The 19,649-nt window shown below is 48.3% G+C and carries 15 protein-coding genes; 5 read left to right on the top strand and 10 right to left on the bottom strand.

The genetic code is table 11. From position 1 onward, the window contains the following. Positions 1–29 precede the first annotated feature (29 nt). From QL223_RS20290 to QL223_RS20275, 4 genes are all read right to left on the bottom strand, one after another. Positions 30–1,409, bottom strand: coding sequence for a glutamate decarboxylase (locus tag QL223_RS20290; RefSeq protein ID WP_281545772.1), 1,380 nt, complete (start codon positions 1,407–1,409; stop codon positions 30–32). A gap of 226 nt (positions 1,410–1,635) precedes the next feature. Beyond that, entirely contained in the window at positions 1,636–2,922 is a 1,287-nt protein-coding gene (locus QL223_RS20285; protein WP_192815509.1) for a TRAP transporter large permease, read from the bottom strand. Between the two features lie 9 nt (positions 2,923–2,931). Then, entirely contained in the window at positions 2,932–3,402 is a 471-nt protein-coding gene (locus QL223_RS20280; protein ID WP_002539218.1) for a TRAP transporter small permease, read from the bottom strand. Positions 3,403–3,726: 324 nt separating this feature from the next. Next, on the bottom strand, positions 3,727–4,725 hold the full coding sequence (locus QL223_RS20275) for a TRAP transporter substrate-binding protein (RefSeq protein ID WP_002539219.1): 999 nt from the start codon (positions 4,723–4,725) through the stop codon (positions 3,727–3,729). A gap of 263 nt (positions 4,726–4,988) precedes the next feature. On the opposite strand from QL223_RS20275, the gene QL223_RS20270 reads away from it, so the two are divergent. After that, positions 4,989–5,711 carry a glycerophosphodiester phosphodiesterase family protein gene (locus QL223_RS20270; RefSeq protein WP_002539221.1) on the top strand — a complete coding sequence of 241 codons (723 nt, stop codon included), beginning with the start codon at positions 4,989–4,991 and terminating at the stop codon, positions 5,709–5,711. A 26-nt stretch (positions 5,712–5,737) separates the two neighbouring features. Beyond that, the gene (locus QL223_RS20265) at positions 5,738–6,475 is read left to right on the top strand and encodes a DeoR/GlpR family DNA-binding transcription regulator (RefSeq protein WP_039850109.1); all 738 of its coding nucleotides are present in this window, start codon (positions 5,738–5,740) and stop codon (positions 6,473–6,475) included. 63 nt (positions 6,476–6,538) lie between these two features. On the opposite strand, the gene QL223_RS20260 is transcribed toward QL223_RS20265, so the two are convergent. From QL223_RS20260 to ubiG, 5 genes are all read right to left on the bottom strand, one after another. Continuing rightward, positions 6,539–6,829, bottom strand: coding sequence for a 2Fe-2S iron-sulfur cluster-binding protein (locus QL223_RS20260; protein ID WP_002539225.1), 291 nt, complete (start codon positions 6,827–6,829; stop codon positions 6,539–6,541). Further along, positions 6,826–7,959: a class Ia ribonucleoside-diphosphate reductase subunit beta gene (nrdB, locus tag QL223_RS20255; RefSeq protein WP_002539226.1), complete on the bottom strand. Its 1,134-nt coding sequence runs from the start codon at positions 7,957–7,959 to the stop codon at positions 6,826–6,828. Before nrdB ends, QL223_RS20260 begins: the two co-directional genes overlap by 4 nt. Before the next feature lie 67 nt (positions 7,960–8,026). Then, the gene (gene nrdA, locus QL223_RS20250) at positions 8,027–10,306 is read right to left on the bottom strand and encodes a class 1a ribonucleoside-diphosphate reductase subunit alpha (RefSeq protein ID WP_002539228.1); all 2,280 of its coding nucleotides are present in this window, start codon (positions 10,304–10,306) and stop codon (positions 8,027–8,029) included. A gap of 401 nt (positions 10,307–10,707) precedes the next feature. After that, positions 10,708–11,364, bottom strand: coding sequence for an HAD-IA family hydrolase (locus QL223_RS20245; protein ID WP_046304067.1), 657 nt, complete (start codon positions 11,362–11,364; stop codon positions 10,708–10,710). 45 nt (positions 11,365–11,409) lie between these two features. Beyond that, a complete protein-coding gene (gene ubiG / locus QL223_RS20240; protein ID WP_281545771.1) occupies positions 11,410–12,123 on the bottom strand; it encodes a bifunctional 2-polyprenyl-6-hydroxyphenol methylase/3-demethylubiquinol 3-O-methyltransferase UbiG in 714 nt (237 codons plus the stop codon). 684 nt (positions 12,124–12,807) lie between these two features. Between ubiG and gyrA the strand changes: the two genes are divergently transcribed. Then, entirely contained in the window at positions 12,808–15,441 is a 2,634-nt protein-coding gene (gene gyrA / locus QL223_RS20235) for a DNA topoisomerase (ATP-hydrolyzing) subunit A (RefSeq protein WP_281545770.1), read from the top strand. A gap of 255 nt (positions 15,442–15,696) precedes the next feature. Then, a complete protein-coding gene (gene serC / locus QL223_RS20230) occupies positions 15,697–16,779 on the top strand; it encodes a 3-phosphoserine/phosphohydroxythreonine transaminase (protein ID WP_281545769.1) in 1,083 nt (360 codons plus the stop codon). A 324-nt stretch (positions 16,780–17,103) separates the two neighbouring features. Here serC and QL223_RS20225 read toward each other — a convergent pair whose 3' ends face one another. Beyond that, a complete protein-coding gene (locus tag QL223_RS20225; protein WP_281545815.1) occupies positions 17,104–17,859 on the bottom strand; it encodes an MBL fold metallo-hydrolase in 756 nt (251 codons plus the stop codon). Positions 17,860–18,162: 303 nt separating this feature from the next. Here QL223_RS20225 and QL223_RS20220 point away from each other — a divergent pair, with 303 nt between their 5' ends. Beyond that, entirely contained in the window at positions 18,163–19,542 is a 1,380-nt protein-coding gene (locus tag QL223_RS20220) for a solute carrier family 23 protein (protein WP_002539237.1), read from the top strand. Positions 19,543–19,649 lie beyond the last annotated feature (107 nt).

Genomic DNA, 19,649 nt, shown 5'->3' with positions numbered 1-19,649 from the left:
GGATGATGTAAAGAGCTGTAAGACAAAGATCAGCCGTGGTGGAAAGTAGAAGTCGCACCAGAGTGGACTTGTGGGAATTGCTTGAAGTAGTCAACGCAGCGCTTCAGATCTTCCAGTAGCAAAGCAACCATGTCTTTGCTGACGCCATGTCGGATCATAATGCGTTGAATGACAGTGTCCTGACGATTGCCAGGAAGAGGATAAGAAGCAATTTGCCAGCCTCGCATTCGCATTCGGTCAGAGAGGTCATAGAGGGTAAATCCCCAATCGCCTTCTTTTAGGCTGTAGCTTAGGGCTGGCAAACCTCCCCGTCCGTCGTAGAAAAGATCGAAGGGTCCAATCTTAGCGATCTCATCTGCAAGCCACTGAGCGGTATTCAGACACGTCGTCTGAATGCCCTTATAGCCATCAAAGCCAAGACGGAGGAAGTTGTAGTATTGCGCCACGATTTGTCCACCAGGACGAGAGAAGTTAAGCGCGAAGGTCGGCATGTTCCCACCGAGGTAATCCACGTTGAACACCAAGTCTTCGGGAAGATGCTGCTTATCACGCCATACTACCCAGCCAACGCCGAGGGGCGCGAGGCCATATTTGTGACCAGAACTGTTGATGGAAACCACGCGGGGCAACCTGAAATCCCATTTCAATTCAGGGCTTACGAAAGGTGCGATAAAACCGCCTGAAGCGCCGTCAACGTGAATAGGAATGTCGAGCCCGGTTTCCGCTTGGAGCTCATCCAGCTTTTTGGAAATGGTCTCTACTGGCTCGAATACACAGGTGTAAGTCACCCCAAGAGTCGGAACCACACCGATGGTGTTTTCATCGACATATTCTGAGAGTTTGTCTGGGTTCATGCAGACTTCGTCACCATCAAGCGGAATTTCGCGCATTTCCACATCGAAGTAACGGGCGAATTTGTGCCAACAAATTTGCACGGGTCCACAAACAATATTGGGTTTATCGGCGGGCTTTCCCTGTGCCTCGCGTTTCGCTCGCCAGTTCCATTTCATGGCGAGGCCACCCAGCATGGCTGCTTCTGAAGAGCCAGTGGTTGAACAGCCGACCGTTGTGTCACTCTCCGGGCTGTTCCAAAGCTTGGCGAGGATATGAACACAGCGGGCCTCGATTTCCGCGGTTTGGGGATATTCATCTTTATCGATCATGTTTTTGTCGATACAGACATCCATCAAATCGTGAACACTGGGCTCCATCCAGGTCGAGCAGAACGTCGCCAAATTCTGGCGCGCGTTGCCATCCATCAACAACTCATCTTTCAACAGCTGGGCAATCAGCTCTGGTGATTGGCTTTGTTGGGGAAGGGAATACTTGGGAAGCTGGGTTTGAGAGAGGGCCTCTTCGTAAATGTCTTCTATTTCAGGGTCTTGTTTGTTGGTGAAGTGCAATCCCATTGTCTGCTCCTTATAAGGGTTTTTATTGCAGTCCTGATTGAGTTTTCAACGGTATGGAAAATCCTAGTTGCGCCTTACACGTTGAGACCTGTTTCAGTATTGGATTGCATATTTCTATGAAGTGACTGAAATATGAGATAAGCCGGAGAGAAGTCCTGAAGGTGACATATCTGTGAGCGGAGAATAAAGTGCGCCTACTAGAAAGCGCACTTTAGAGTGAGGAGAATTAGTTAAACAAGTTCGGTAAGAACATGACTAGCCCTTCGGAGAAAGTCAGTAACATCAACACAGCGAACAATGCGCCCAGCAGAGGTGCTGCTTCACGCACAAAGTCGACCATTCTTACCCTGAGTATCGAGCAAACGGTAAACATCATGGAACCAAACGGCGGCGTGACACCACCAATCATAATGTTCACGATAACCACGATACCGAAGTGTACAGGGTTGATGCCGAGGTTCAGCACAGCTGGTAGCAGCAGCGGCGTCAGAATGATCATCGCCGCACCGCCTTCAATGAACATACCGACAACGAGCAGAAGAACGTTGATGATCAGCAGTAGCGCATACTTGTTATCGGTAAGACCAATCAACATGGATGCAACGTTCTGGGGAATTTGTTCCAGAGTCATGTAGTAACCGAAGACCAATGCACCCACGATGATAAACATGACGCTGCTGGTGCCTTGAATGGTTTCCCGCAAGATCTGCACAAAGTGCTGAGGTTTAAGCTCGCGATAGATCAGCAGGCCAATGATGGTACATAACAACACCGCAATCGCCCCGGCTTCTGTTGGCGTAAACAGGCCAAAGCGCATACCCAGAATGATACCGAATGGGATCAGCAGCGCAGGTATGGCTTTCCCGAAATAATGAAAGCGCTCTTTTGCTGAGGCAGGCTTTTCACGGGAAGGCTTGTAGTTACGCTTTTTGGCGATGAAAGCGATGGTGATCATCAGTGACGCTGCCATCAAGAATGCGGGCACATATCCGGCAATAAACATCGAATGCACAGATACGTTCGCGAGCAGCGCGAAGATGATGAGGTTGATGCCTGGTGGGATGACTGGGCTGATGCTGGATGAAGTAGCAGTGACAGCGGCAGTAAACGCCACGTCGTAGCCTCGTTTCGTCATCTCAGGAGCCAGTATCTTTGACTGCATGGCAGCGTCAGCATTTGCAGAGCCTGAAATGCCACCCATAAGGGTACTCAGCATGACGTTAACATGCGCTAAACCACCGGTTTTATGACCAATCAGAGAGTCAGCAAAGGCAAGCAAGTTCCGGCTTATTCCCGAATAGTTCATGATTGAACCGACCATAATGAAAAAGGGTATGGCCAAAAGGGGGAATGACGACACGCTGGAAATAAAACGCTGCATCACCAGGCTGACGGGCAAAGAGTCATTGATAAACAGGAAGTACACCATTGCTGACGCTATTAAAGAGAACGCAATGGGGATGTTTAAAAGGAATAAAACAAAAAGAAGTATGATAGGTATATAGATATCCACTGCATTCACCTACTGCGCTTCGTTAGAAGGTTCAGATGGCTTGAGGTCGTCGAGGATGAACCGAACCGTATGAATCGCCATTAATGAAAAACACACAACCAACACCCCGTTGATAGTGAAATATGACATGCCCATGACGGGGGTCACTTTCGTTGAGAGCATGGTGTAGTTGAAGCTCAGGTAAGCCATCAGAATGTTGAGCGCCAAGAGAAAGAAAGAGATCATCAGGCGAAAATATCGCTGCCCTGACGCAGGGATAAAACTCAGAATGACATCAACACCCATATGTAGCTTGTGCTTGTAGCAAGAGCTGATCCCAAAGTAGACCGCCCAGGTAAAGCAAATCACGGAAAGCTCCTCACTCCATGGCACGACGAAGCCGAGACCGTAGCGCAAGAAAACGTTGATGATGACTACCAGAACAGTGATAGAAATCGCTATAGAGGCAAGGATTTCCTCTAAGTTGTATATAAATCGCATTACAACTCCAACACATAGAAAAACTCCCCATTAGGGGCTGTTGACCTTTGGTGGTTAAGTTTTGTTCTCGCTATAAGCGTTTTAGGCGCGGCGAGGTGTGTGCCGCCTAGTCATTCTAAGCAAGTACACCTCAACAAAGCTTAAAACGCTTAGAGCAGAACCCTTCGGGCAGCGCTTGTGGGGAATTTCTGCTGCGTTATCAGCTTCTCATGTAGGCCAGCTACACATCGAAGCCTCCGCCTTGCATAAAATCCCCACAAACTGCTGCAAAAATCATCACCAAAGGTCAACAGCCCCTAGAGAAAGCGGGGCGCTAAAAGGTGTTTATTTTGATGCGCGGATTTTCTCCAGCTCCGCGTTAATGGTCGCGTGAACGCCTTCGCTCCAGGTAGGGAACTGGTTGTAAACTTCCGCGGTCAGCTTGTTGAACGCAGCCGTGTCAACATCGTTGAAAGTCACGCCTTGTTCTTTCAGCTTCTGAGTGTACTCTTCGTCGAGTTTAATCAGTTGCTCAGTGTTAGATTCCGCACCCGCGACGATCTCTTCCATTACGATGTTTTGCTGTTCTTCAGAAAGCTTATCCCAAACGCTTGGCGAGATATAAAGACCAACGGTGCCCAGGAAGTGGCCTGTCTTAGACATGTTTTTAGCAACTTCATAGATTTTTGTTGAGTACATAGTCAGGATTGAACCTTCCAAACCATCTACAACACCCTGCTGAACACCGGCATAAGTTTCTGGGAATGGGAGAGCTGCAGGTGCTGCACCCATTGATTGCAGTGTGCTGATAAACAGTTGGCTACCAGGAACACGGATGCGCATGCCTTTCATGTCTTCCGGTGTTTTGATCTCTTTATTGGTGATCATATGACGGAAGCCAAAGATGTAATCGGCATTCAGTACCTTGATACCTTTCTTCTCAACCTGTGCAGTCAGATCGGCTACGTAATCTGATTTCATCAGCGCCAGATATTCATCGTAATTGTTGTAAAGCATAGGGCCAGCCAGCGCTGCGAAATCTGGCACGTAGTCACCGAGGTAGCTCAGATCTTCTACCGCAATCCAGTTCGCGCCGTTTACTACCTGCTCAAGGTTGTCTTTGTAAACAGGAAGCTGACCGCCAGGGAAGACTTTGATATTGACGCTGCCGTCTGTACGTTCACGAATCTTGTCCGCGACTTTAATCAATTCTTGTGTCAGCAGTTCATTTTGCTGAAACACAAGGCTCATGTTGATGTTCACTTTATCTGCAGCTAGGGCATTCGAGGCCATGCCGAAGATCGCTGATAGGGAAAGTACAGTTCCAAGGAGTAATTTTTTCATTCTGTTGCCTTTAGTTCTTAGTGAGGTCCATTTTTTTACCAAGTGCACTTTGGCTTTATGTAATAGCGTTTCTGTAATTATTGTGAGGTCGCTCGAATAACGATACGGTATTACGAGAATGTTTCAAATGAACATCTTTATGTTCGTTCGAATGTTGTGATCATGTTAACAGCTCGCTTTTTGTTAGCTTGAGTCTTCAGGTATACGCTGTGCATTCTTGGTTTTGTGGCGTGTGAGTACTAGTAATTTCAAATGAACATCTTATGGAAGGGAAAATGATAATTGGTCATCGAGGTGTGGCAGCCATCGCACCCGAAAATACCTTAGCTGGGATCAATGCGGCAGCGGACAGTGGCCTGAATTGGGTAGAATTGGACACCCAGCTTACCGCTGACGATGTGCCGGTATTGTTTCACGATGAAACAGTCGACAGATGTACAGACGGAAAAGGTCGATTGGATAGCTTTTCGCTTGAGCAACTGACGTTGTTAGATGCGGGCGCATGGTTCAACGAACAGTTCCGTGATGAATGCATTCCAACATTACACCAGACGCTTACACTCTGCGGAAAAAGGGGGATGGGCGTCAATCTCGAGATAAAGTGTTACGAAGAGACAGATGTAGCCTTGTTGGTTGAAAAGGTCGCAGAGGTAGTGAAGGAAACCCAGTTCCCTGTAGATCAGCTTTTATTATCAAGCTTTTCCTTGGCGGCTATAAAGTGTTGTGCCGAGATGCTGCCGGACTATCGGGTGGGACTTATCACAGACCAAAGTTCACCAGACTTTCTTTGTGACATTGAGGACTTAGAGCTATTCAGCATTCATTGTGACCAACGTACTCTGACGGGCGAATTGGCAGAGGCCATTACAAAAAAGGGCTACCAGCTAAATATATGGACCTTAAATGATGCTGGAAGGGTACAAGACTTTCTTAATAAAGGGGTCACTCACATCATTACGGATGACCCAGAGATATTTTCGCCATAAATGGACTTTTGATGATAGTGGGGACGATTTCTATGACACCTAGACAAAGACAAATCCTCGATTATCTAAAAGCCAATGGGAATGTGCAGATTGAAGAACTGGCAGAGATGTTCTCAATCACCACCCAAACTATTCGGCGCGATGTGAACTGCCTTTCTGAGCAGGGATTGGCGCGCCGGGTTCATGGTGGCGTTAGCCTTCCTGCTATTTTGACGAACACGACCTACCAGTTTCGTTTTCAGCTTGAGTCTGAGATAAAACAAAGACTGGCGAAGAAGCTAGCAAGCCATATTCCTGAAGGCTCTACTGTGTTTTTGGGAATAGGCACGTCTATGGCTTACATTGCGCAATGTTTGGCGCAATACGAGAAACTGCGTATTGTGACAAACAACCTTGAGGTCGAGAAGGTGCTTCAGGGAAACCCCAATGTGGATGTTTTCTTAGCAGGTGGGTTAGTGAGAAGCCAGCATCAGGATGTGGTTGGGCAAAGTGTTTTGAGGTTCTTTGAAGATTTCGAAGCTGACATCGGCATTGTCGGTTGCGGCTCGGTCACCGGTAGTCATTTTGCTATGGAGCATGAGCCCATTGAGGCGGAAATATCTAAAGCCATTATTGCGAATTCTCGGGAAACTTGGTTGTTGGCGGATGCCAGTAAATGGGGCAGGTTTGCGTCATCTAAGGTAGCAAGGTTGTCTGATTTCACTAAGGTATATACCAACCAAGATTCACTGCCTTCAGATATTGCTGTGTGTGATGTGAAATAGCATCCCGCGAGGCAGGTATTCAGGAGGTTTGACTGTAAGAGGAAAAAGAAGGCCGCGACCGAGTCAGAGGTTCGCGGCTTTTTTTGCTACAAAAGAAACTTGGTAATCGAATTCCAGTGAGACATCTTCACTGGGGGTCGAGCGGCACGTCAGGATCTCACCGGCGGCGAGGTATGCCATCGCGTCTTCCTGAGCAACATTGCCTTTATCTAACTTGCAGCGACAGGCTCCACAAACACCATTCCTGCATTGGAATTCGGGCTGCAGACCTGCTTGCTCGAGTTGCTCAAGCAGAGGCTGGTGGGTGTTGCCCACCAGCGTTTGTCCGTTCACTGTAATAGCGATTCGGCTCATAGTTCGAAATCACCCAGATCGTCGATATCAACGTCGTTGTCGATTTGGCCAACCAGGTAAGAACTGATTTCTGCTTCCTGTGGAGCAACCTGAACGTTGTCAGAAGACAACCAAGCATTGATCCAAGGAATAGGGTTCTGGCTCGCGCCTTGGTAAGCAGGTTTAAGGCCAACAGCTGCCATACGCAGATTCGTAATGTATTCCACGTACTGGCACAGAATGTCTTTGTTCAGGCCAATCATTGAGCCGTCTTTGAATAGGTATTCTGCCCACTCTTTTTCTTGCTCTGCCGCATCTTTGAACAGGTCAAAACAAGTTTGCTCACATTCTTTAGCAATCTCCGCCATTTCCGGGTCGTCGTCACCGGAACGCAGAATATTCAGCATATGCTGGGTGCTGGTCAGGTGGAGTGCTTCATCACGGGCAATCAGTTTGATGATCTTGGCGTTACCTTCCATCAGCTCGCGCTCTGCGAAAGCAAACGAACAGGCAAAGCTTACGTAGAAACGAATGGCTTCCAGTGCGTTAACTGACATCAGGCAGACATACAGTTTTTTCTTCAACTCGCGCAGAGACACGACAACAGTTTCGCCGTTAACCGTGTGTTCACCCTCGCCTAAACGATGGTAATCGCTGGTGGCTTTAATCAGGTCATCGTAGTAACCCGCGATGTCATTCGCTCGCTTGATGATGTGCTCGTTCACCACAATGTCATCAAACACCAGTGCCGGGTTGGTCACGATGTTACGGATGATGTGGGTGTAAGAACGCGAGTGAATGGTCTCTGAGAAAGACCAGGTCTCAATCCAGGTTTCCAGTTCTGGAATAGAAACCAGCGGCAACAGTGCCACATTCGGGCTGCGGCCTTGGATTGAATCCAGCAGCGTTTGGTATTTCAGGTTGCTGATGAAGATGTGTTTCTCATGCTCCGGCAGCTTGTTGTAGTCGATGCGGTCACTGGAGACATCGACTTCTTCGGGGCGCCAGAAGAAGGAAAGCTGCTTCTCAATCAGCTTCTCGAAAATTTCATATTTTTGCTGGTCGTAGCGAGCAACGTTAACCGGCTGACCAAAGAACATTGGTTCTTTGAGTGCGTTATTGTTTTCTTTAGAAAAAGTGCTGTAAGCCATTGCCGTAAATTTACCAATCAGGTTGAAACTTCAAAGAGGGAGCTAATGCTCCCTCCAAATTCTTTACTTAGATTTTGCAAGCGCCGCCTGCGCAATCATCATCTTGTGCTGCGAGATCTTTCTGCGCATCGTCTGCACCGTCACGGGTGTTGTGATAGTACAGGGTTTTCACACCGAGCTTATAGGCAGAAAGCAGATCTTTGAGAAGCAGCTTCATTGGTACCTTGCCACCAGCCTGTTTGCTTGGGTCGTAGTTGGTGTTGGCAGAGATTGCCTGATCTACGAACTTCTGCATCAGACCAACCAATTGCAGGTAACCGTCGTTTGATTCAATGTTCCAAAGCAGCTCGTAGTTGTCTTTGTACTTGTCGTACTCAGGAACCACTTGCTTGAGGATGCCATCTTTAGACGCTTTCACTGATACGTAACCGCGTGGTGGTTCGATCCCGTTGGTTGCGTTAGAGATTTGCGAAGACGTCTCTGAAGGCATCAGCGCTGACAGCGTTGAGTTACGCAGACCGTGCTCCATGATCTCTGAGCGAAGCGCATCCCAGTCATAGTGCAATGGCTCATCGCAGATCGCATCTAGGTCACGCTTGTAAGTATCGATTGGCAACAAGCCTTTCGCGTAGTTGGTTTCGTTAAACGAAGGACATGCGCCTTGCTCTTTCGCCAGACCAACAGACGCTTTCAACAGGTAGTACTGAATCGCTTCGAACGTACGGTGAGTCAGGCCGTTTGCACTGCCGTCAGAGTAACGCACGCCATTTTTCGCCAGATAGTAAGCAAAGTTGATCACGCCTACACCCAGTGTACGGCGGTTCATGGTCGCTTTACGCGCTGCTGGTAGCGGATAATCCTGGTAATCCAGCAGTGAGTCCAGAGCACGGATAGTCAGGTCAGCCAGTTCTTCCAGCTCGTCCAGCTCTTTAATTGCACCCAGGTTGAATGCAGACAGCGTACACAGTGCAATCTCACCCTGATCGTCTTCAACGTTGGTCAGTGGTTTGGTTGGCAGCGCGATTTCCAGACACAGGTTAGACTGACGGATCGGCGCAACCTGAGGGTCAAACGGGCTGTGAGTATTACAGTGATCCACGTTCTGAATGTAGATACGACCTGTTGAGGCACGCTCTTGCATCATCAGCGAGAACAGCTCTACCGCTTTACGGGTTTCACGCTTGATGGATGGGTCGTTCTCGTACTGAACGTACAGGCGTTCAAATTCTTCTTGGTCTGCAAAGAACGCGTCGTAAAGTCCCGGTACATCTGATGGTGAGAACAGAGAAATGCTCTCGCCCTTGATCAGGCGGGTGTACATCAGTTTGTTGATTTGAACACCGTAGTCCATATGGCGAACACGGTTCTCTTCAACACCACGGTTATTCTTCAGAACCAGCAGGCTTTCTACTTCACGGTGCCACATTGGGTAGAACAGGGTCGCTGCACCACCACGCACACCACCTTGTGAACAACACTTCACCGCTGTCTGGAAGTATTTGTAGAAAGGAATACAACCAGTGTGGAAAGCCTCGCCGCCGCGGATTGGGCTACCCAGTGCACGGATACGACCAGCGTTGATGCCGATACCGGCACGCTGACTCACGTAGCGAACAATCGCACTCGCCGTTGCGTTGATAGAATCCAGACTGTCATCACACTCAATCAGTACACATGAGCTGAACTGACGGGTTGGGGTACGCACACCAGACATAATTGGTGTAGGCAGAGAAATCTTGAACAGAGATACCGCGTCATAGAAGCGACGGATGTAGTCGAGACGGGTCTCTTTCGGGTAGTTAGCAAATAGACATGCTGCAACCATAATGTACAAAAACTGTGCACTTTCGTAGATTTCACCAGTAACACGGTTTTGTACCAAGTATTTACCTTCCAGCTGTTTCACCGCAGCATATGAAAAGTTCATATCGCGCCAGTGATCAATATAGCTATCCAGAATGTTCAATTCTTCGGCAGTGTAGTCTTCAAGCAGGTGCTTATCATACTTGCCCATATCAACCATTTTGCTGACATGATTAAGAAGTGTTGGTGGCTCGAATTGGCCGTAAGCCTTCTTGCGCAAGTGGAAAACCGCTAAGCGGGCAGCCAGATACTGGTAGTCTGGGGTCTCTTCAGAGATCAGATCGGCAGCCGCTTTGATGATGGTTTCATGAATGTCTTCAGTTTTGATACCGTCGTAAAATTGAATGTGAGAACGGAGTTCGACTTGTGATACAGAGACATTGTCGAGGCCTTCAGCGGCCCAGGTGATGACGCGGTGGATTTTGTCGAGATCTATGTTTTCCTTAACACCACTGCGCTTTTGGACGGTAATTTGTTGGTTCATTTATCTTGTTCCCGGTATTTCCCTGCCTGAAGACCTGTTTTTGCAAAATTTCACAAATTGCAAGGATGATTTGTGATCAATATTAAACTTATGGCGTAGTCATCAAAACACTATATATAGGGTCTACGCTCGACTTGAGTAACAAGATAGTGGTGAGGCGGAGATAATGCAAGTTCCCCCTGAGACAGGTGTCTGTGGATATCTTGGGGATGGGAATTGTTATGTTAGTGCTTACTCACTGTTTTATCCCAAGTAAGGCAATGGTATAGAAAAAATCAACGATTTTTACGGTACGAAATGAAATAAAAAAAAATATTATCCTTGATTGGAACGCCCATCAATGCATCCATTTAAGGTGCTGAAAAGTGGTTATTTTCTGTTCTGGTGCTATGTGATTGGGATCAGAATAATGACAGAATTTCTACAGGTGTGTTAAAAATCTGATCGGCCTCCCATTCGGTTGGCTGATCGGTCTCGCCGATATATCCCCAAGCGGCGACAGCAGACATCATGTTTGCAGCCTTGGCGGCAACGATGTCATTTTGTATGTCCCCAACATATAGGCATTTCTCGGGATTGATAGCCAGAATCGAAGCACCATGTAGCAGAGGAGCAGGGTGGGGTTTTGCATGGGGTGTCGTGTCGGCACAGACGATGGTTCTGGCCTGTAAGAGTAACGGGAAGTAGGGAAGGAGCATTCCAGTGAGAAACCCCGGCTTGTTGGTCATAATGCCCCAAGGGATTTGTCTCTCGGTGAGTTGTTCCAGTAGTTCAACCACACCACTATATAGTGTGGTTGTGGTACAAATATTTTCTGCATAGTGCTCGAGAAAGGAAAGTCGCAGTTGGTCGAGGTCTTTTCCTTGCAGCGCATCGCCAAAGCCCGTGCGAAGTAGGCCTCTGGCACCGTGACTGGTATTGGCCTGAATTTGGCTTTCAGAAAGAGGAGGGAGTCCGTGATCTTTCAAAACACAGTTTGCGGCGTTGGCCATATCGGGTGCGGTATCCAGTAAGGTGCCATCCAAATCAAACAGAACTGCTTCTACGCTTCCTTTCATTAATGTTCCTTGTTCAGGTTTTAGCGCTGCAAAATAAAGCCCGGATTATTCCGGGCTATAAGTGTGTACGATGTAGTTCACGTCCACATTACGTGGTGACAGCCAGTATCGATCCGTCAGCGGGTTGTAATGTAACCCAGTCATGTGCTGTTCCTGAAGCGGGGTGTAGTCGATCATCTTCAGCAATTCAGAAGGGCGGATGAACTTGTTATGGTCATGCGTGCCTTTAGGCACAATCTTCATCACATGCTCTGCACCGACAATCGCAAACAACCAAGATTTAGTATTGCGGTTTAGGGTAGAGAAGAAGACGTGACCGCCCGGTTTCACCATCTCCGCACAGGAAGCAATCACAGAAGCCGGATCAGGAACGTGTTCCAGCATTTCCATGCAGGTCACCACATCGTAATGGCCCTGATGTGCTTCAGCATGTTCTTCGGCAGTAGATTGTACGTAAGAGACAGTCGTGCCTGTTTCTAGCGCGTGCAAACGTGCCACCGTTAGTGGCTCTTTGCCCATATCCAGGCCAGTCACATCGGCACCTTCTCGTGCCATGCTTTCTGCAAGGATACCGCCACCACAACCCACATCGAGTACTTTCTTGCCAAAAATCCCGCCGCTTTTCTCAATCACATAGTTGAGGCGAAGGGGATTGATTCGGTGTAAAGGCTTGAACTCGCCTTCCAGATCCCACCAACGGGAAGCCATGTCTTCAAATTTTTGAATTTCCGCCGGATCGACGTTGAGTTGGGTTGTCATCTACATCTTATCTCTAAAATTTTTTTCTATTATACCCGTTTTGATTGCTATTGCAGGTGGAAGTCTCAATACATGAAATATCGTTACGGTTGGTAAGTAGAAAAGGATTGAGCGAGGCGATCACAAAGCCGGAGGCGGAACCCCCGGCGAGATTGGAAAAGTCGTGGTTATCGTGTTGGAGAAAAGTTAAGCGGCATTGGTAACGGCAACAGCAGCCAGAAGCCCTAACAAAGTGTATTTTCCAACAATGATGGCCATACCCACAGCATTGATAGCTTGATGTAACATAGCGCCCCCTGATTTTTCTTAGCGACACTTTTTTGTGTCATGGGTATTTTCCCCTACAAACATAGGGGATATTGAGACCAGGTTCCCATTGTACTTTTCCTTCCTTTATTACATCTGGATCCGTGAAGTGGGCAGTTTTCTCTTCTTATATGCGGTTTCACGACCTTTTGATATGAAAAAAGACGCCTGAGCGCCTCTCAGCCTTTCTAGCAAAATTTGCTGGTTCCACCCTGTCATTGAGCGTTTTTTGGCCCTGTCGTGCGTTAGAGCGCCAAAATAAGAGTAATTCGTGATTTATCTCGGGTTTAGGCTGTGACTCTTTGCCTGCTTTTATGGTATTCTCACCGTCTTGCACGTAGTCATTTTTGACATACTTACCTGAGGGATATTGGCTCCATGAGCGATCTTGCTAAAGAGATCACGCCCGTCAACATTGAAGAGGAGCTGAAAAGCTCATACCTCGACTACGCGATGTCAGTTATCGTGGGTCGTGCTCTTCCAGATGTGCGTGATGGTCTGAAGCCTGTACACCGCCGCGTTCTTTTCGCGATGAATGTACTTGGCAACGACTGGAACAAAGCATACAAAAAATCTGCGCGTGTTGTTGGCGATGTGATCGGTAAATACCACCCACACGGTGACAGCGCTGTTTACGACACCATTGTTCGTATGGCTCAGCCGTTCTCACTGCGTTACATGCTGGTCGATGGCCAGGGTAACTTCGGTTCGATCGACGGCGACTCAGCGGCAGCAATGCGTTACACCGAAGTTCGCATGGCGAAAATCGCCCACGAACTGCTGGCTGATCTGGATAAAGAAACTGTCGATTACGTTCCTAACTACGACGGTACTGAACAGATCCCAGAGGTAATGCCTACCCGTATTCCTAACCTTCTGGTGAACGGTGCGTCCGGTATCGCCGTAGGTATGGCGACCAATATTCCTCCGCATAACCTGACAGAAGTTATTAATGGTTGTTTGGCGTACATTGAGAATGAAGACATCACGATTGAAGAGTTGATGACTCACATTCCTGGCCCAGACTTCCCAACTGCTGCAATGATCAATGGCCGTAAAGGCATTGAAGATGCTTACCGCACTGGTCGTGGCAAAATTTATCTGCGTTCAAAAGCAGACATCGAAGTCGAGAAGAACGGTAAAGAAACCATCATCGTTACCGAAATCCCTTATCAGGTGAACAAAGCGCGTTTGATCGAGAAGATCGCCGAGCTGGTTAAAGATAAGAAGATTGAAGGCATCAGTGCACTGCGCGATGAGTCTGACAAAGACGGTATGCGCATTGTTATCGAATGTAAGCGCGATGCGGTCGGTGAGGTTATCCTCAACAACCTGTACGCACAAACTCAGCTTCAAACTTCTTTCGGTATCAACATGGTTGCGCTGGACAACAACCAGCCACGCCTGTTTGGCCTGAAAGATATGCTGAAGTGCTTCGTGAATCACCGCCGTGAAGTGGTGACACGTCGCACTATTTTCGAACTGCGTAAAGCCCGCGACCGTGCCCATATCCTTGAAGGTTTGGCGATTGCACTGGCGAATATCGATGAAATCATCGAGATGATCCGTAATGCGCAAACCCCTGCGATTGCGCGCGAAGAGCTGCAAAACCGTGGTTGGGAATTGGGCACTGTAGCCGCAATGCTGGAAGCAACCGGTGTTGATGCTGCACGTCCTGAGTGGCTGGAAGACGAGTTCGGTGTTCGTGACGGTAAGTACTACCTGACTGAGCAACAAGCGCAAGCTATCTTGGATCTGCGTCTGCACAAACTGACAGGTCTCGAGCACGAGAAGATCCTGGATGAATACAAAGAGCTGCTGGCACTGATCGGCGAGCTGATGTTTATTCTGTCCAGCCCTGAGCGTCTGATGGAAGTGATCACCGAAGAGCTGACTGCTGTTCGTGATGGTTTCGGCGATGAACGCCGCACGGAAATCACAGCTGCAAGTGCTGACATCGACATCGAAGACCTGATCAATCAGGAAGATGTTGTTGTGACCCTGTCGCACGAAGGTTACGTGAAGTATCAGCCTCTGACTGACTACGAAGCGCAGCGTCGTGGCGGTAAAGGTAAGTCAGCGACTCGCATGAAAGAAGAAGACTACATTGAGCGTCTTCTGGTGGCGAACACACACGATACTATTCTGTGTTTCTCAAGCCGCGGCCGTATGTACTGGCTGAAGGTTTACCAATTGCCTCTGGCATCACGTACTGCTCGTGGTAAGCCGATTGTTAACCTGCTGCCTCTGGAGCAGGATGAGCGCATCACTGCGATCCTTCCTGTAAAAGAGTACGAAGAAGACAAGTTTGTCTTCATGGCAACCGGTGACGGTACTGTGAAGAAGACGCCGCTGACTGATTTCAGCCGTCCTCGTAGCGCAGGTATCATCGCAGTGAATCTGCGTGAAAACGATTCTCTGATTGGCGTTGATATCACCACTGGTGATAACGACATCATGCTGTTCTCGAAGTCTGGTAAAGTTGTTCGCTTCAACGAAGGTCAGGTTCGTGGCATGGGCCGTACTGCGGCTGGTGTTCGTGGTATCAAACTGGCAGAGGGCGACAAAGTTGTTTCTCTGATTGTTCCTCACAATGACGGTGATGTTCTGACCGTAACTGAAAACGGTTACGGTAAGCGTACTGAGCTTGTTGAGTACCCAGCGAAGAGCCGTGCAACCCAGGGTGTTGTATCGATCAAGGTTTCTGAGCGTAACGGCTGTGTAGTTGGTGCGGTTCAGGTAGAAACCGGTGATGAGTTCATGATGATCACCAACGCTGGTACGCTGGTGCGTACCCGTGTGGCAGAAGTCAGCCAGGTTGGCCGTAACACCCAGGGTGTGACGCTAATCCGTACCTCTGAAGACGAGAAAGTGGTTGGCCTTCAGCGCATCGATGAGCCTGATGAAGAGTTACTGCCATTGGATGAAGACGGTGAAGTTGATGCAGAAGCGCAACCAACTGCCGAAGCACCAGCAGAAGACTCAACAGATGGAGAAGCAACCGAGGAGTAATTCCTGGCCTGCATTCATCAATCTGAAAAAAACGCAGCATTCGCTGCGTTTTTTTTATTCCCTTTTTAATTGTGTCGTCATTAGATCAACACTTTCCGTTCCAATCGCTTGCGAAAGGTGATAAAACAAAACGAACAACAATTCATCACGGCTTCTCACTGCCCCCATTTGCGGGCGTTGTCGGGAATGAATTTCCTCAGTGACAAAATTAGAAAGCCATAAATAAGCGATTTAATGCAGGAGCATTCAAAAATCATGGAAAAGGTATATAACTTCTCTGCTGGCCCGGCGATGTTGCCGGAAGCGGTTCTGGAAAAAGTACAGGGTGAACTGACTAACTGGAACGGCTTGGGTACTTCCGTCATGGAGATTTCCCACCGCAGTAAGGAATTTCTGGCTGTTGTTGATGACGCCGAGAAAAACCTCCGTGAACTGCTGTCTATTCCTGATAACTACCATGTTCTATACGCACAAGGCGGTGCCCGTGCGCAGTTTGCTGCAGTGCCAATGAACCTTTTGGGCAGCAACACCATTGCTGACTATGTAGACGGCGGCTACTGGGCTGCAAGTGCAGTAAAAGAAGCTAAAAAATACTGCACACCTAACGTGGTAACAGTAAAAACGGAAATCGATGGCAAACGCGCGATCTTGCCTGCGAAAGACTGGAAGCTGAGCAACGATGCTGCATTTGTTCACTTCTGTCCAAACGAAACCATCGACGGGATTGAAATCCGGGATTTGCCAGAAACAGACAAGCCAATCGTGGCAGACATGTCCTCAACGATTCTGTCTCGTCCTATCGATGTGTCCAAGTACGGGGTGATTTACGCGGGTGCGCAGAAAAATATCGGTCCTGCTGGCATCACGCTGGTGATTGTTCGCGACGATCTGCTGGGCAAAGCCAAGGATTTCCTGCCGAATGTATTGAACTACACCACGTTGGTAGACAAAGAGTCTATGTTCAATACGCCACCGACATTTGGTTGGTATTTGGCGGGTGAAGTATACAAATGGCTGAAAGAGCAGGGCGGTGTGGAAGCCATGCAGAAGAAAAATGAAGAGAAAGCTGCGTTGCTTTACGACTTCATTGATGGTTCTGACTTCTACTTAAACAACATCCATGCTGACAACCGTTCTTTGATGAACGTGCCTTTCCAGTTGGTGAATCCTGAGCTTGATGCGAAATTCCTGGCTGAATCAGATGCGCTTGGTCTGAAAGCGCTGAAAGGCCACCGTGATGTGGGTGGTATGCGTGCATCTATCTACAATGCGATGTCTTTGGAAGGTGTTCAGGCACTGGTTGCCTTTATGAAGGACTTCGAAGCCAAAAACGCTTAATAAGCCAAGTTTGCGCTTACCATCGCGTGCTAGGGTCTGTTGACCTTTGGTGGTGAAATTTTGTTCTAGCCATAAGCGTTTTAGGCGCGGCGAGGTGTGTGCCGCCTAGTTATTCTAAGCAAATACACCTCAACAAAGCATAAAACGCTTAGGGCAGAACCCTTCGGGCAGCGTTTGTGGGGAATTTCTGCTGCGTTATCGGCTTCTCATGTAGGCTAGCTACACATCGAAGCCTCTGCCTTGCATAAAATCCCCACAAGCTGCTGCAAAAATCATCACCAAAGGTCAACAGACCCTAGAAACCGCCGTTAATCGGCGGTTTTTTTACGCCGTTTTTTTGAAAATTGCTCGTCTTACCTTTGCTTTCACGGAGCGCCAATGAGTGATCGGGCGGTTCGGTGAACGTGCTCTCAAATGAGCGATAACTTCTTCCGTTAATTCAATTTCACCACCATGGGCAAGCCAGACACTTCGAGGCTTTAGTTGTACGATTTTATCGACCGACGCTTTGTAGCGATTAGGGTAGAAGATGGGAAAAGGCGGAATGTAACGTCCTTTGACTGTGACCATTAAGTCGGCCACGTAAACACGATGTGTCGGTGCATGATATAGAGACAAATCGCGATCGGTATGCCCTTGGGTAAAAAGCGCTTTCCATTCAGTAAAGCCTGGCAGTGGCTCTTCATCACTCAACATCACATCAGCTTTCAGCGTTCTGTTGTACCAAATGTTTTTTGCTGGCTGGCCTTTCCGTTTGGCCACCCACTTTGCCAAAAGTAAGTCGCTCCAATGCATCAGCACACCATCCACTCCTTGATACCAATCGCCTGGGACGTTGGCTATGGCTATCTGACAGCCCGATAACTCTCGAAGTTTTACCGCACCACCTGCGTGGTCGGGGTGCATGTGAGTGACGACGACTAACTTCAGATCATTTAAAGAGCGGTTCAGCTCTTCGGTGATGAACTTGCAAACTTTATCAACGTCAGCCCTGCTGCACCCATCTAAGAGCAAGAGTCCATGATGATGCTCAGCAAGGTAAATGGATTGAATGTAGCCGTCTAACTGGTGCAGTTTGATCAGTGTCGACACGTGGGACTCCTCTCTCATCAGACCAGTGAGAGTATACCCATTCGTATCAATTTTTCTGCATATTTGTAGTTGAAGTGTTAAATCAGAGCAAAGCGTAAGCACTTGACGCAAACGGTTTCCGCAACCGATTGCTTTTGGTTTTTTCCCGGATAGAATGGCGCGAAATTTCCTTCAGCCCAATCACTTAACTGATTGAATGCTCTGAGTAACAGCAATCACAGAGAGAAGCATTCCATCAACTGCTCTACCCATTCAGCGTATTGCAGCGAGTGAGTTTAAATAGGTATAACAATGAGCTCTCAGCGCCCATCAGAAAACGCTCGTCCATCGGAACTCGTCTATCGATTGGATGACAGACCACCCTTACCACAAACACTTTTCGCTGCTTTCCAACACCTTTTAGCTATGTTTGTCGCAGTGGTGACGCCCTCTTTAATTATCTGTCAGGCACTTGGGCTTCCTACGAGTGACACCAACACCATCGTGAGCATGTCACTGTTTGCGTCGGGTATTGCCTCGTTTATCCAAATCCGTACGTTCGGTCCGTTGGGATCGGGGCTACTTTCCATTCAAGGCACCAGCTTTAACTTTCTGGGACCAATTATTGGCGCTGGTTTGGCGATGAAGGCAGGCGGTACGCCAACGGAAACCATGATGGCGGCGATCTTCGGAACCATTATGGTTGCTTCCCTAACTGAAGTTTTCCTTTCACGTGTGCTGGAACATGCGCAGCGTATTATTACGCCGCTAGTATCTGGTATCGTCGTTACCCTGATTGGCTTGACGCTGATTCAGGTGGGTCTAACCTCGATGGGTGGCGGTTATGCCGCGATAGAAAACGGCACCTTCGGTGATCTGAAAAATCTGTTGTTGGCGGGTTCAGTACTGGCTGTGATCGTCTTTTTGAATCGTATCGATAACCCTTATTTGCGTGTGTCGTCGATTGTGATCGCGATGACTGTCGGCACAGTGATCGCCTACGCGCTGGGTATGGTGAATACAGCTCCATCAGAAGATGTTGCCTTTTTTGCCATCCCACAGCCGATGCAGTACGGCATCTCATTCGACTTTGCGCTACTTATTCCTCTGATCATCGTCTTCTTGGTGACCTCGTTGGAGGCAATTGGTGACATTACGGCGACTTCGGAAACATCCGAGCAGCCAGTGTCAGGGCCGATTTACATGAAACGAATCAAAGGTGGTGTATTGGCGGACGGCGTGAACTCGGCATTGGCAGCGGTATTGAACAGCTTTCCTAATTCTACGTTTAGTCAGAACAATGGCATTATCCAGTTAACAGGTGTTGCAAGCCGTTATATCGGTTACTTTGTAGCGGGTATGCTGGTGATTTTGGGCCTGCTGCCCGGGGTAGCAACGCTGGTTCAACTCATTCCAGAACCCGTACTTGGCGGTGCAACCATCGTGATGTTCGGTACCATTGCTGCATCGGGTATCCGTATTATTTCCCGATGTGAGCTTAACCGTCGCGCGATTCTCATCATGGCGCTTTCATTCTCAATGGGCTTAGGTATCGCTCAGAAGCCAGAAATCCTTCAATTTATGCCTGAGTGGATCAAAAACATCCTGTCATCTGGCATGGCAGCGGGCGGTTTGACCGCCATTATCCTGAATCTGGTGCTACCACCGGAAACTGCCTCAAAAGACAGCTAAGCGAATCTTGCCCAAAGGGTAGTGGTGGTCATGCATATCGCCGCTATCCTTTTCTCCAACCTCCAACCTCCAACCTCCAACCTCCAACCTCCAACCTCCAACCTCCA

The organism is Grimontia sp. SpTr1, assembly GCF_947387585.1.
GTDB lineage: Bacteria > Pseudomonadota > Gammaproteobacteria > Enterobacterales > Vibrionaceae > Enterovibrio > Enterovibrio indicus.
This window is presented reverse-complemented; position numbering and strand designations above follow the sequence as displayed.

Bases quoted from the DNA above. Each gene is read 5' to 3' on its own strand.
- gyrA (WP_281545770.1), top strand. From the start codon at position 12,808: ATGAGCGATCTTGCTAAAGAGATCACGCCCGTCAACATTGAAGAGGAG.
- nrdA (WP_002539228.1), bottom strand. From the start codon at position 10,306: ATGAACCAACAAATTACCGTCCAAAAGCGCAGTGGTGTTAAGGAAAAC.
- QL223_RS20270 (WP_002539221.1), top strand. From the start codon at position 4,989: ATGGAAGGGAAAATGATAATTGGTCATCGAGGTGTGGCAGCCATCGCA.
- serC (WP_281545769.1), top strand. From the start codon at position 15,697: ATGGAAAAGGTATATAACTTCTCTGCTGGCCCGGCGATGTTGCCGGAA.
- QL223_RS20260 (WP_002539225.1), bottom strand. From the start codon at position 6,829: ATGAGCCGAATCGCTATTACAGTGAACGGACAAACGCTGGTGGGCAAC.
- nrdB (WP_002539226.1), bottom strand. From the start codon at position 7,959: ATGGCTTACAGCACTTTTTCTAAAGAAAACAATAACGCACTCAAAGAA.
- ubiG (WP_281545771.1), bottom strand. From the start codon at position 12,123: ATGACAACCCAACTCAACGTCGATCCGGCGGAAATTCAAAAATTTGAA.
- QL223_RS20245 (WP_046304067.1), bottom strand. From the start codon at position 11,364: ATGAAAGGAAGCGTAGAAGCAGTTCTGTTTGATTTGGATGGCACCTTA.
- QL223_RS20220 (WP_002539237.1), top strand. From the start codon at position 18,163: ATGAGCTCTCAGCGCCCATCAGAAAACGCTCGTCCATCGGAACTCGTC.
- QL223_RS20290 (WP_281545772.1), bottom strand. From the start codon at position 1,409: ATGGGATTGCACTTCACCAACAAACAAGACCCTGAAATAGAAGACATT.
- QL223_RS20280 (WP_002539218.1), bottom strand. From the start codon at position 3,402: ATGCGATTTATATACAACTTAGAGGAAATCCTTGCCTCTATAGCGATT.
- QL223_RS20275 (WP_002539219.1), bottom strand. From the start codon at position 4,725: ATGAAAAAATTACTCCTTGGAACTGTACTTTCCCTATCAGCGATCTTC.